This is a genomic window from Oceanobacillus bengalensis (assembly GCF_003628445.1).
Classification (GTDB): domain Bacteria; phylum Bacillota; class Bacilli; order Bacillales; family Amphibacillaceae; genus Oceanobacillus; species Oceanobacillus bengalensis.
Map to the genome: position 1 here is coordinate 1 of NZ_RBZO01000052.1, position 13,648 is coordinate 13,648.

Annotated in this window: 14 protein-coding genes and 1 pseudogene; 8 read left to right on the forward strand and 7 right to left on the reverse strand. The window is 36.2% G+C overall.

All coding sequences use genetic code 11. The features are described from left to right. Positions 1-105 precede the first annotated feature (105 nt). Positions 106-945, forward strand: a pseudogene (locus tag D8M05_RS19115) (alpha/beta hydrolase family protein); the annotation flags it as partial. A 246-nt stretch (positions 946-1,191) separates the two neighbouring features. On the opposite strand, the gene D8M05_RS19120 reads toward D8M05_RS19115, so the two are convergent. Further along, on the reverse strand, positions 1,192-1,512 hold the full coding sequence (locus D8M05_RS19120; protein WP_121134633.1) for a winged helix-turn-helix transcriptional regulator: 321 nt from the start codon (positions 1,510-1,512) through the stop codon (positions 1,192-1,194). A gap of 123 nt (positions 1,513-1,635) precedes the next feature. Here D8M05_RS19120 and D8M05_RS19125 point away from each other — a divergent pair, with 123 nt between their 5' ends. Next, complete coding sequence (locus D8M05_RS19125; protein WP_121134635.1) at positions 1,636-2,127, forward strand: lactoylglutathione lyase family protein; 492 nt, start codon at positions 1,636-1,638, stop codon at positions 2,125-2,127. 132 nt (positions 2,128-2,259) lie between these two features. Here D8M05_RS19125 and zwf read toward each other — a convergent pair whose 3' ends face one another. The 4 genes from zwf to D8M05_RS19145 form a co-directional block, all read right to left on the reverse strand. Then, positions 2,260-3,738, reverse strand: coding sequence for a glucose-6-phosphate dehydrogenase (gene zwf / locus D8M05_RS19130; protein WP_183072867.1), 1,479 nt, complete (start codon positions 3,736-3,738; stop codon positions 2,260-2,262). Between the two features lie 476 nt (positions 3,739-4,214). Further along, complete coding sequence (locus D8M05_RS19135; RefSeq protein WP_121134637.1) at positions 4,215-4,646, reverse strand: threonine/serine exporter family protein; 432 nt, start codon at positions 4,644-4,646, stop codon at positions 4,215-4,217. Between the two features lie 20 nt (positions 4,647-4,666). Continuing rightward, positions 4,667-5,407: a threonine/serine exporter family protein gene (locus tag D8M05_RS19140; protein ID WP_121134639.1), complete on the reverse strand. Its 741-nt coding sequence runs from the start codon at positions 5,405-5,407 to the stop codon at positions 4,667-4,669. A gap of 107 nt (positions 5,408-5,514) precedes the next feature. Further along, positions 5,515-5,919: a hypothetical protein gene (locus D8M05_RS19145; RefSeq protein ID WP_121134641.1), complete on the reverse strand. Its 405-nt coding sequence runs from the start codon at positions 5,917-5,919 to the stop codon at positions 5,515-5,517. Between the two features lie 353 nt (positions 5,920-6,272). Between D8M05_RS19145 and D8M05_RS19150 the strand changes: the two genes are divergently transcribed. The 4 genes from D8M05_RS19150 (at position 6,273) to pssE (ending at position 9,779) form a co-directional block, all read left to right on the forward strand. Beyond that, on the forward strand, positions 6,273-7,349 hold the full coding sequence (locus D8M05_RS19150; RefSeq protein ID WP_121134643.1) for a glycosyltransferase family 4 protein: 1,077 nt from the start codon (positions 6,273-6,275) through the stop codon (positions 7,347-7,349). Positions 7,350-7,453: 104 nt separating this feature from the next. Further along, positions 7,454-8,767 (forward strand): O-antigen ligase family protein, encoded by a 1,314-nt coding sequence (locus D8M05_RS19155; protein ID WP_121134645.1) that lies wholly within the window; start codon positions 7,454-7,456, stop codon positions 8,765-8,767. A 62-nt stretch (positions 8,768-8,829) separates the two neighbouring features. Next, positions 8,830-9,303 (forward strand): PssD/Cps14F family polysaccharide biosynthesis glycosyltransferase, encoded by a 474-nt coding sequence (gene pssD / locus D8M05_RS19160; protein ID WP_245985544.1) that lies wholly within the window; start codon positions 8,830-8,832, stop codon positions 9,301-9,303. Beyond that, positions 9,300-9,779, forward strand: a complete 480-nt coding sequence (pssE, locus tag D8M05_RS19165; RefSeq protein ID WP_121134649.1) for a PssE/Cps14G family polysaccharide biosynthesis glycosyltransferase — start codon at positions 9,300-9,302, stop codon at positions 9,777-9,779. Before pssD ends, pssE begins: the two co-directional genes overlap by 4 nt. Positions 9,780-9,820: 41 nt before the next feature. Here pssE and D8M05_RS19170 read toward each other — a convergent pair whose 3' ends face one another. Both D8M05_RS19170 and tagD read right to left on the reverse strand, forming a co-directional pair. Beyond that, a complete protein-coding gene (locus D8M05_RS19170; RefSeq protein ID WP_121134651.1) occupies positions 9,821-10,978 on the reverse strand; it encodes a CDP-glycerol glycerophosphotransferase family protein in 1,158 nt (385 codons plus the stop codon). After that, positions 10,971-11,372, reverse strand: a complete 402-nt coding sequence (gene tagD, locus D8M05_RS19175) for a glycerol-3-phosphate cytidylyltransferase (RefSeq protein ID WP_121134653.1) — start codon at positions 11,370-11,372, stop codon at positions 10,971-10,973. The genes D8M05_RS19170 and tagD overlap by 8 nt, the downstream gene beginning before the upstream one ends. Positions 11,373-11,535: 163 nt before the next feature. Between tagD and D8M05_RS19180 the strand changes: the two genes are divergently transcribed. Beyond that, positions 11,536-12,267, forward strand: coding sequence for a glycerophosphodiester phosphodiesterase (locus tag D8M05_RS19180; protein WP_121134655.1), 732 nt, complete (start codon positions 11,536-11,538; stop codon positions 12,265-12,267). Positions 12,268-12,344: 77 nt separating this feature from the next. Next, entirely contained in the window at positions 12,345-13,397 is a 1,053-nt protein-coding gene (locus D8M05_RS19185) for a glycosyltransferase family 4 protein (protein ID WP_121134657.1), read from the forward strand. Positions 13,398-13,648 lie beyond the last annotated feature (251 nt).

The following is a 13,648-nucleotide window of genomic DNA, read 5'->3' on the forward strand; positions in this document are numbered from 1 at the left end:
TCTCACTCAATATAATCACTCCTGATGTTTCCCCCTAACATGTCATTAGGGTTATTTTCTATCAAAAGTGGCTCAGTTTTCAATTGCTATGGTGGCTCACTTTTAAGTTACCATATACAGAAACTTAAAAGTAACAGGGAAATAATCTCATGGCAAAGTAGTGATGGTCTTGAAATAGAGGGCGTTTTATCAACCCCAGTAGAATTTGACGCAAATAACAAATATCCTTTATTAGTTGTAATCCATGGTGGTCCGGCTTGGGCGTCCTTTCCGATATTCTCAGATTGTTTTAATGAGAAATATCCGATTGAACAATTTATTGAAAAAGGCTTTATCGTTTTAGAACCAAACTACAGGGGAAGTTCTGGTTATGGTAATGAATTCTTGAAAGCAAATTATCGAAAACTGGGAATTGCTGACTACGAAGATGTTATATCTGGAGTGGATAAACTAGTTGACATAGGGATTGCAGATAAGAATAGAGTTGGGGTTATGGGATGGAGTAACGGGGGATATATCTCAGCATTTTGTTCTACTTTTAGTAATAGATTTAAAGCTATTTCAGTTGGAGGCGGAATTACGAATTGGAGTACCCATTATGTAAATACAGATATACCTTACTTTATTAGGATGTATTTAGGAGAAAATCCTTGGAATGACCCAGAGATATATGCTAAAACTTCACCAATGACATATATTAAATCAGCCTGTACTCCCACTTTAATCCAACATGGTGAAATGGATGCAAGAATTCCAACAGCAGATGCTTATGAGCTATATCAAGGATTAAGAGATATGGAAGTTGAAACCGATTTAGTTATCTTTAAAGGAATGGCCTATAGTTCAGACCAGCCAGGGATCAATGTGGCGATTATGAAGCAAAATTTGATGTGGTTTTCACACTATATTCTTGGAGAAAGTATGGAGGATTTTAGCGTTTTATGATTTATCCATCGTGAGAGGAATTATATTTTCACTAACGGGTGCTGCTCTCCTTCAATATGAAGTAGAGCTTTTTTTCTATTCGGTTCAGCTTAATTTAACAAGAAAGATATTTCAATCCAATAAAGTATTCATATGGAATATGGATATAAATGTGGTTTATTAAATAATACCCATAGGTTATACCCTACCTCGATGCAATTAAGATGAAGATGACTACTTAGACTATTAGTTTCCGAAATCGTGTATTTATGCTTGATTATTTATTCTTTTTTCTCCCCATGCACACATTATGTCTAGCACCTCTCTTAAAGTCTCTCCGATATCTGACAGAGAATACTCCACTTTAGGTGGTACTTGTTGATATACATAGCGATTAATAATTCCATCATTTTCTAACTCTCTTAATTGCTGAGTTAACATTTTTTTTGTGATTTGTGGTATGGATTTTTGCAGCTCACTAAATCGCATCTTTTTATTTTTTAGGTGGCATAAAATAAGTACCTTCCATTTTCCACCGATAACCTCTAAGGTAGCTTCAACTGGAATATTATAATGATTCCCTTTCATGATTTCATCCTCTTTCATAAAAACTAGGTTACTTAATAGTTACTAGGATACTAAAAAGTAACTACTTTTAAAAATGATACCATCGTATTATACTATTTTTATTATAAAAAAGGAGAGATAAATATGAGGTATCCAAGAACATTTTCACATATTGGCCTTTCTGTTCCAGATTTAGATAAGGCTGTAAAATTTTATAAAGAAGTTATGGGATGGTATATCGTTATGGAGCCGTCCGAAGTAAAAGAAGATGATAGTGCCATCGGTATTATGTGTAAAGATGTATTCGGCACTGGCTGGGGACAATTTCGTATTGCACACTTAGCAACTGGTGACGGAATCGGTATCGAGATGTTTGAGTTTAACAATAATGAAACACCTGAAAACAACTTTGAATTTTGGAAAACAGGTATTTTCCATTATGCAGTTCAAGACCCGGAAGTAGAAAAACTTGTAGAAAAAATTGTTGCTCATGGCGGCAAACAACGTATGCCAATTCGTGAATATTATCCGGGAGAAAAACCGTATCGTATGGTTTATTGTGAAGATCCATTTGGAAATTTAGTAGAGATATACAGCCATAGTTATGAATTGACATATTCGCAAGGTGATTACTAAAATTCCTTTTTTAAAGGGATAGAAAAAGTTGATGGCTTGGTTAAATGAACAGCTCGGCAGTAACTGTCATTTAACTTTAGATTTAAAAAAAGCATCATTCTAATATTACTAGAATGATGCTCCACATTTAATTTATATATCCCACCAATGGAATCCATCTTTTTCTAGAAGTTCGTCGGCTGCTTTTGGCCCCATGGAACCTGATTTATAATTAGGGAAGTCAGCTTTTTTGGTTGACCAAGCATTAAGTATTGGATCAACAAATTTCCAAGATAATGCAACTTCATCCCAGTGCGTGAAGTTTGTTGCATCACCAACCATACAGTCAAATAGTAATTTTTCATATGCCTCTGGTGTATTTATTCCAGGAACAGCATGTTGATTGTAAGCAAGATGAATTGGCTCAGCTAATGTTCCCGAACCTGATTTATTAGCATTCAAGGTAAGGGTTATCCCTTCATTTGGCTGAATGGAGATGTTCAGTAAGTTAGGATACCTTTCCTTGCTGGACTTATAATATAAATTCATCGGCAAATCTTTAAATTGGATTACAATATTGATTGCTTTCTTTGCCATACGTTTTCCGGTGCGAATATAAATCGGAACACCTGCCCAGCGATAGTTGTCGATGACAAGTTTACCTGCGACATAAGTCTCCGTGTTTGATTCTGCTAATTCCTGATCTTCCGCGCGGTATGCTGGAACAGCTTCTGAGTCAATCTCTCCTGCATCATACTGACCACGGACAAAGTACTGATCGATTTTATCTTCTTCAATTTTCCGAAGTGCGCGTAATACTTTAATTTTTTCAGAACGAATTTCGTCTGTAGTGAGTTTAATTGGCGGCTCCATTAATAGAAGGGAAACGATTTGCATGATATGGTTTTGCAGCATATCACGAATTGCCCCAGAATCATCGTAGTAGCGTGCACGATCTTCCACACCAAGAACTTCACTAGCTGTTACTTGAATATTTGAGATGAACTGGTTATTCCATAGATGCTCAAATATTCCATTAGCAAAACGAATAACTTCTATATTCTGCACCATTTCTTTTCCTAAATAATGATCGATTCGGTAAATTTGTTCTTCATCAAATGCCTCGCGAATTTCATTATTTAAATCCTCTGCTGAAGGATGGTCGTGTCCGAATGGTTTTTCAATGATGAGACGTGTCCAACCGTTTGATTCCTTCAAACCATATTCTTTTAGTTTCTTAGCAATCATTCCAAAGAAATTAGGCGCCATCGCTAAATAAAATAAACGATTTCCTTCTGTTTGATACGTTTCGTCCAATTTACTCATTAATGTATTTAACCCAGCATACGTAGAGTCATCTGTTACATCAAAGGATTGATAGTAAAAGTGAGACGCAAATTCACTTAAATCTTCATTTGGTGAAAAAGCTTTATCCACAGACTTTTCCACATTCTCACGTAATACTTCATCTGTCCACGGTCTACGTGCAAGCCCGACAACAGCAAAGTTTTCACTGAGTTGCCCTTTTTTATATAAGTTGTATATAGAAGGGTAAAGTTTTCGACTTGCTAAATCCCCTGTAGCTCCGAATATAACAATAACTACCTTTGGTTGTAGCGCTTGATTCAACATGGAAATTCCTCACTTTGTATGTATTGTATATCTTATTTTAATGGTAACACGAATCTTTATCAAATGATGGATACTCTTTGGCATTAGAAAGTTTCCTTACTATTGGTTAAGAGAGAACAAGGGAATCGCGCAACAGCCTTTGAAATTCATGCGCCCACCTTCCGAAATCGCGCAACAACAATGAAAAATCGCGCGACACTCTATCAAAAACGAGCAAGGCCCATGGAAAATCGCGCGACACTCTATCAAAATCGAGCAATCCTCATCGAAAATCGCGCAACACTCCGTCAAAAATCGAGCAAGGCCCATGGAAAATCGCGCGACACTCTATCAAAAACGAGCAAGGCCCATGGAAAATCGCGCGACACTCTATCAAAAACGAGCAAGGCCCATGGAAAATCGCGCGCCACTCTATCAAAATCGAGCAAGCCCCATCAAAAATCGCGCGACACCGACACCCCCACCCGATGCTACTACTACCGCTTTACAAACACCTTTTTCGTAATTTGATTAATGACCTCTGAAAACATAAGCCCAATTGCGATAGCGCCGGCAAGTAACATGACTTGAGCCGATAGTTGAAGGGCGATATCGTAATTATTTTCTACAAAATTACGCATCGCATTGTAAGAGACACCACCAGGTACAAGTGGAATTATCCCAGCAACATTGAATATGATAATTGGTGTTTTGAAGGTTTTTGCGAAGATGTGACTGACCACTGCAACAAGCATGGCACTTAAGACAGTGGCAGGGATTGCGTCCATCCCACCAGCAACAAGCACATAATATAGAATCCACCCAGACATGCCGACAAATCCGCACTGGATCAGTGTATTCTTCGGTGCATTAAATAGGATGGCAAATCCCGCTGATGCAATAAAGCTTGTAATAAGTTGAGCAATCATGAATCTTTCCCTCCTTCCTATCAAATAAATGCAAATGTTACAGCGACTCCTGCACCAATCGCAAATGCGGTTAAAAGCGCCTCAACCCCCTTGGAAACTCCTGAAACGAGGTGTCCTGCCATCAAGTCACGCACCGCATTGGTTATATGTAATCCTGGGACAAGTGGCATAACAGCACCGATAATGACCATATCTAATGCTTTACCAAAACCAATTTGGATAAATATAATAGAAGCAATCCCGACAATAAAGGCTCCAAAGAATTCCGATAAGAAGCGAATTTCTACTAATCGCTCAAATCCAAGCATCGCCATAAATCCGAGTCCACCAGCAAAAAATGCCGGGAGGAAATCTTCAAACGACCCACCGAACATAATTGAAAAGCAACCACTCGCGATCGCGGCAATAAGAATCAATACCCAAGCAGGATACATCGCATTGTTCGTATCCACTTCCCTTAATGCCAAGTATGCTTCCTCTATGTCAAAGTCTCCAGCAGCAATACGTCGTGAAACCTTGTTTACTTCAGCAATTTTGTGTAAGTCTGTTGAACGTTTTAAAATGCGAAGTGAATAAGTTGCCTCTGCCATGTCAGTAGAAAAGTTAATGCCTGTTGGTGTTGCATAACTTTGTGCATTTTCCACATCAAAAGCAGCTGCAATTCGGTTCATCGTATCCTCAACACGGTACGTCTCTGCCCCGCTGACAAGCATGATTTTCCCAGCTAATATGCATACTTTTTCTATTGTAATCTTCTTCATAACATCACCTGCATTCCTTTAGCTTCTATTATTATAGTGGTCTTACGTTTAGATGAAAAGAAAAACATACGCCCGAATGATTCGAGCGCATGCTTTAACAAAAATAATTATGGCGCCATCATGAATAGCGCAACCAATGAAATGATTGGAATGGCGTTTATTAAGGCAATACCAATGAAGCTAAAAGATCTGATAAGGCCTTTCTTATCTTCATCAACATCGATCTTACTCTGTAATAAAACAGTGATAACAGCATAAGCCATTAGAAATAGGATGATAATTGCTGGAATGAATAATTCTTCAATCGATGAAACTTGTTCCATTTTTATAAAACCATATACAATTAGTAAGATTGGGATGGATTCGGACAATGCCGCCCCTATGAAAAGATTGGTTTGTGCCTTTTGCAATAATTCAGGGTTTTCCTTGATTTTATTAATATTCACCCTGAATACAGTTGTGATACCGAAGACGGCAATTGCCGCTGCAAGTACAAATATGTAGGTTACCATGAACATCTACCCCCTTTCCTTTAATTAAGATACCATATCGATGTAAATGAGGAAATAGCAATCATGTAAAGATTCTGCAAAAGGATGTTCAAAAAGTCCGGTAAAAATGACACATCGAATTTCGCACGAATGCTTGCTTTTCCGCTACTCACGTATAAAAAGCATACGTTCCATTACGGGGAGCTACGCCGCCTTGAACTTCTCGGTCTTTTTATCCTCCTTTTTGAACGCGCACTGCAAATAAATCAAATGTCCCACCAAGGATATAAATTTGTTATCATACGATACTTTTCGCTATAATTTAACGTATATCGGTAAAGCTAAATTTAAACATACACACTTAGGAGTATTCTATGATACATTATTTCGATTTAATTATTGCATTTTTTATTGCACTTTTTGCATCCCTTTTGCTTACGTATCCCGTTAAAAAATTTGCTATAAAAATTGGTGCGGTCGATTTCCCGAATTACCGCAAAATCCATACAAAAGTAACCCCAAGGCTTGGGGGACTGGCTATTTTCCTAGGTGCCTTCCTAGGTGCGCTTTATTTGCAACCAAAGCATGAGCATCTTCCAGAAATATTACTTGGAGCAATTGTAATCCTTATTACAGGGGCACTAGACGATAAATACGCGATAAGACCCGTAGCAAAATTGACAGGACAGCTCATTGCAGCATCCTTTCTCGTAAATTCTGGCTTAATCATTGAACGAATCACAATCCCATTATTAGGGATGATTGATTTAGGTGTTTTCAGTGTATTAATTACCGTTCTGTGGGTAGTTGGAATTACGAATGCTATTAACTTGATTGACGGGTTAGATGGCTTAGCAACTGGAGTTAGCACCATCGCGCTTGTAAGTATTTTCATTATGTCAATGATGGATATGCAGCTGATTGTTATCTTCTTAAGTATTGTTCTAATTGGTGCGAACTTGGGATTCCTGTTTCACAACTTCTATCCGGCGAAAATTTACATGGGTGATAGTGGATCAAACTTTCTAGGTTACATGATTGCCGTCGTTTCGATGCTAGGGTTATTTAAGAATATCGCATTTTTTAGTTTTGTTATCCCAATTATCGTATTGGCTGTTCCTATTTTCGATACATTATTTGCAATTATAAGACGAGCGCTCAATAAAGAGAACATCATGAAACCAGATAATAAGCATATTCATTATCGCCTCATTGAAGCTGGATTTAGCCATAGACAAACGGTGCTAATTATTTATGGATTCAGTGCTTTGTTCGGTGCAATGGCGATTCTTTTTTCCAATGCGAGCGTCTCTACTTTACTCATCATTACCGTATTCGTCCTTCTTTTATTGCATATTTTTGCAGAACTTGCAGGGATTGTGCTAGGAGGGAAGCGGCCGATTATTGATACGGTTGGACGGATGTTTCGGCGGATGAGGGGGGAGTCCTAATAAAGGGATATTTATCAGCAATTTTAGAAAAAACATAGTTAGTTTTAAAAAATAATGTCCATACTTGATATAGTATGGACATTATTTTTTGAAAGAGGAATAACATGGCTTTAAAACAGTTACAAATAAAAAGAATCGAAAATGCATTTATTTATTTTTTACTTTTGCAGCCAATATTAGATGTCTTGGCATATTTCGATATACCTATCTCATTGGTTGTTCGTTTTTTTGTGTTATTAATCGGAGTTATTTATCTAATGCTTCTGCCAAAATCAAAACAAAGAAAAACAGCATTAATGTATTTCTTTATTTTCGCTCTCTTTATGCTTACACACTTCTGTCTAAATTGGGTAATAAAAACAGATTACATCTTTATATCTGAGGTAACGTTAATCATAAAAACAATCTTTTTTATCGAAATGTTGATTCTCTATTTTTTTATTTTGCACACCTTTTCCAAAAGAGAAAAAGGATGGCAGTTGGCAATGGAAAGAATAATATTTATAAACATGTCCTTTATTGGACTAATCATGTTAATCGCTGATATTACGGGTACAGAGAAAAGAAGTTATGACATGTTAGCAAAAGAAGGGCATTCTGGCTGGTTTTTTGCAGCAAATGAATTGAGTGCCATCATGGCAATGGGTTTTTGTATTATGATTTTGTACATGCTTCATCAAAAAATACTTACAAAAAAAATAGTATTACTTCCGTTTATTTTGATAATCATTTGGTCGATGCTAACAGTTGGTACGAAGGTAGGTTTGGGAGCGGTTATTATTACGTTTGCATTTTCTATTTTTGTTACCGTTATTGAAGCCATCAAAAACAAAAGAAAATGGGTAGATGTCACAATACTAATTATCTTAAGTCTCGTGACTATAATTGCATTGCCAAATACTGCAGTGGGTAATAACTTAAATCTTGCTTTTAGTGAACATCTGGATACAGGGAAAGGAAATGAACAAGAGGAAGAAAAAGTAGATGAAATTATCTACTATCCGAAACCTATTCTCAGTGGACGATCTGATTACTTTAGCCACACTTGGGAAAAATATAAACAAGCACCGATTTCACAAAAGGTCCTTGGTTTAGGTGCAGAGGGAGAAAGCCCCGATTCCCATATGCTAATAGAGATGGACTTTTTTGATTGGTATTTTAGTTTTGGTATGTTGGGAATCATTGTTCTGCTTTTCCCTTTAATCTATTTGGTATATAAAATTCTCGCAAGTCTATTTAAGACACGGCTTAAGATTTTGAATCAATCAACTGTTTTAGTAGGAGTTTCTGTATGTTTGGGATTAGGGACTGCATTTGTTGCAGGTCACGTTCTTTCATCACCAGCAGTTAGTATTTATTTAGCGGTTTTTGTTAATTGGTTGTTCCTATTAACGAAGAATAGCAACAGCAATGTATAAGATAAAGGGTCTCATGGGGAAGATAACAATATGGTAAATATGAAGAAGGGAAGCGCATAAAATTGCAGCAACAAAAGAAATTACTTCTTATATCATCTGTTGGCGGTCATTTAACGCAATTGCTACAACTAGAACCACTTTTTAAAAATTATCACTATCATATTGTAACAGAAAAATGCGAAGTGACGAGCGAACTGAAGGATCAATATCCAGTTTCTATGTTAGTTTATGGAGCGAGAAATTATCTATTTCGCTATTGCTTCAAGTTTTCCTTTAATGTCTTTAAGACCATGCTTATCTTTATGCAGAAACGTCCAGATATTGTCATTACTACTGGTGCACATACGGCAGTACCAATGTGTTATATTGCAAAGCTTTTTCGGAAAAAGGTGATTTTTATTGAAAGCTTTGCTAAGTCAACAAGCCCAACACTATCAGGGAAAATGGTTTATCCTATTGCCGACTTATTTATTGTGCAATGGGAGTCAATGAAGGAAATTTATCCAGATGCAATCTATGGGGGGTCTATCTATTGATATTTGTCGTATTAGGTACACATGAATTACCATTTAGAAGATTGTTGCTTGAAGTGGAACGATTAAAGCGTACTCGAATCATAGATGAAGACATTATCGTACAACATGGTCATACAAAATATCAAAGTGATCATATGATTTTAAAGAAATTTATCAATACGAAAGAGATGGATTTATTGTATGATCAAGCGAATATTGTGATTACACATGCTGGGACAGGATCCATCATGAATGGTTTAAAAAGAGGGAAAAAATTGATTGCTGTTCCGAGATTAAAGAAATATGGTGAACATAATGATGATCATCAGCTACAAATCACAAATGTGTTGAAGAGTGAGGGCCATTTACTAAGTTGGGAGGAAGGAACCAATTTGGCAGATGTGATGGAAGAAGCAAAATCCTTTGAACCAAAGCCATTTCAATCTAAGAGAGACCAAATGCACCAGATTATTGAAGAATTTATAAAGAAAATCTAGAGAAACCTGGAGAAGGGGATAAAGGACTCCAGGTTTCTCTTTCATTCTTTTGAATGATAAACAGCATTTACTAATCCTTCACTTGAAACGCCTCTAGAATACTTATTCCATTCATTTGAAAACTCCCTAATCCTCCCTAAATCAAAATCCCTTGAATGTATGACACGAATAAGTTCATCCATTGTTTCTATTACTGGCCCAGGAACTAGCTCCTCATAATTCTCCCAGAAACCTCTTTCTTCAGCATATTGATCAATGTCATATGCATAGAAAATCATAGGCTTATTTAGTAGCGAGAATTCAAAAGGAATGGAGGAATAGTCTGTAATTAAAATATCTGCAATCGTTAACATATGATTAATGTTATAACTACTAACATCAAACGCGAAATCAGGATATTTATTTTTTATATTAGCCTTAATGGCAGGATGAAGACTTAGAAATAATACATATTCATTATGGAAATTTCTGTACATTTGATCTATATCTAGTTTAATATCATGTATATTTAATTCGTTGTCACGATAAGTAGGTGCATATAATATTACTTTCTTTTCTTTGATTATTGGAAAGTAGGCATATAATGCTTCGGATGCTTTTTCTGTTGCTTCGTCATCATAAAAGAAGTCTGTTCTGGGAATGCCTGTACGTAATATTTGTTTATTCTTAACACCGAAGCCTTCTTTGAAAATATCAGCCATTTTTTCAGACCCAACAATGATATAATCAAAACGCTGATATACTGCTTTAAATCGCCTAAATGCACTCTTGGGTCGATTCTCGATAGATAGATCTCGAAGTCCAAATTGTTTTATCGCTCCAGCAGCATGCCAAAGTTGGACACAGGTAACATCGGGGTTAAATGCTGTTACTGCTAAAAAGCCAAAGTAATTATCAACAAAAACTTTTTTAGATGTGGCTAAATGATAGATGCCGAAAATCCAGTTCAGGATATAAGAAAATTTAAAATTTATAATTCTGCGATGGGCGAGCTTCTTAAATGTAATATTGCATGGGTATGTTTTCAAAATGACGATACGATGTTCGGTTTGCTTCTCAACTTCTCTTAATGTATATAAGATATTCCGCCCAAAAGAGGAAACAAACGTTGTTTTGTCTTTTAGTGGAAACAACTTAAAAATATTGAAAATCAACTGGAAGGTGAACAAATAAATGGATACAGCAACTTCTCTAGCCATTACGAAAGAACTCATTGAGGTCTGTTTTTATCTTTGTTGTTGATATGCCTACTGTTCTTGGTAGATAAACTACTTCACAATAATCTTTTAGAAAATCGAATTCACCTGTCCAGTCATCCCCCATTACAAATACATCAATGTTATATTTCTTTACATCTTCTATCTTTTGCTCCCAATTATGTTCAGGAATCACTTTATCGACATAACGTACAGCTTCGAGAATTGCTTTTCGTTGTTCAAAGCTGTAATATGCTTTCTTTCCTTTCCGTTCATTAAATTCATCGGAAGATATCCCAACAACCAAATACTCACCATATCCTCTTGCGCGCTTCAATAGATTGATGTGACCATTATGAAGAAAATCAAATGTACCATATGTGATTACTCTTCGCATTTATAATTCCTCCAAAAATAAGTTTATTACTATAGTATGGGTTATTTTTGCTAAGTTATAGGGGTGAATAAATTTACATAGTATTCAAAATAAATTAACGAGAACTTAATCATTAGGGATTATAATAGATATGTAATAACCAATAAAGGAAGGGAGAAATGTAATGAATATTCGAGGTATTGCCCATAGAGGTTATCCGATAGAGTATCCAGAGAATACAATGTCTTCATTTCAGGCAGCAATTAAGATGGGGTTTACCCATATGGAATTGGACGTGCATTTATCAAAAGATGGTGTTCCTGTCGTGATGCATGATCATACGATAGACAGGATGACAGACGGGCAAGGTCAAATACGTCATTACACATTTCAAGAATTACGTGCGTTCAGTATAGAAGGTAACGAAAAAATCCCATCACTAGAGGAAGTTTTACAATTAGCGAAAGATAAAATTATTGTATCAATAGAACTGAAAAAGCCAAACCTATATAATGACATAGAAGAGAAAGTGCTGAAAGTAGTTCAAAACATGGATATGATGAATCAAGTATATTTTATCTCATTTGATTATAAATCACTTGCTAAGTTAAGAAAAATGTCCTCTGAAGTAGCTTTAGGCCCATTAGTAAATAAAATGAAACGTACGCACTTTCGATTAATGGAAGATTTACAAGCAGAATATTTAGCTGTTAGATTTGATGGTATTAAAGAGAAATATGTAAGAAAATGTGAGAAACAGGGAATTCAACTGGTTGCGTGGACGGTAAATACAAAAGAACAAATGATACATGTCCAAAAATTCCCTTCCATTTTAAGCACCACAGATGAACTGGAAAAATATAGAAATCACTTTTATCCTCAGGTTAAAAGTAAAAAAGAACAGTTAATTATATAATTCCTACAAGGTTTAACATTACTTATTCCGTTTACGTTAATAAAGAACCAAACTTGTTTTACAGCAGGAGGATTGTGATGGAATACATTGCTCTTGTCATTTGTTTCGTAGCATCTATTGTGATAACGCCTCTAATAAAAAAAGTTGCACTTAAAATCGGAGCTATTGACAAACCAAATCAGCGAAAAGTTCATGAAAAGATAATGCCTAGGCTAGGCGGTATAGCTATTTTCCTTAGCTTCTTATTGGGATTTATCATCTTTTTACCTGATACGATGGAAGCCTGGCCGGTACTAGTTGGCGCAACTATTATTATCATAACGGGTCTATTAGATGATCTATATAATTTGCCTGCTAAATTTAAACTTTTAGGTCAGCTTATTGCCGCTATCATAACGGTAGCTGGGGGAATAACGATTGATTTTATAACCCTCTTCTCAGATGAAAAGTTAGAATTTGGTTTTTTTGCAATCCCGATTACCATTTTATGGATAATTGCAATCACGAATGCAATCAACCTAATCGATGGTCTTGATGGATTAGCGGCAGGCGTATCGTCTATCGCTCTTCTTACGATAACGGGATTGGCAATCTCGATGGGAGATTATTTTATCACTTTAATCGGTCTTATTCTGTTAGGAAGTACACTGGGTTTCTTGGTGTATAATTTTTATCCAGCTAAGATTTTTATGGGAGATACGGGTTCACTTTTTCTAGGGTATATGATCAGTGTGATTGCGGTTATGGGTTTATATAAGGAAGTAACGATCGTTTCACTGGTTGTCCCAATAATGATATTGGGTATTCCAATACTAGATACAACCTTTGCGATTATTCGCAGGGTTGTGCAAAAGAAGCCAATATCTGCACCCGATAAAGATCATTTGCATCATTGTATTATCCGATTAGGCTACACACATAGACAGACAGTCGTTATGATTTATGCGCTAAGTGCTTTATTTAGTATAACGGCTATTGTCTTTACAAGGTCTACCTTATGGGGAGCAATACTTATTCTTTTATCGTTATTAATTTTAGTTGAGTTAATTGTAGAAATTACTGGTTTGATTAGTGAAAACTATCGGCCCTTGCTAAGGTGGTTGGATAGTGGAAGGAAGTTAGATCGGTAGAAGTATTGGGACCTGATAAAAAGCAGGAGTTTACTTTTATATTTATAAAACACATGGTCACTATTACTGTGAACATGTGTTTTAATTTTAGGCTGTTATCTAAAGGATTATTGTTCATTACACTATTTGAATAAAATGCGCAACAATAAGTGCTTTGTTGATTTCCGCTCCAGGCAGCCAGTACGCGCACCTTAGGGCACGGCCTCAGCCTCCAAAGAAGCAAAGAGCGCTTCTTCTGGAGTCTTCGGACA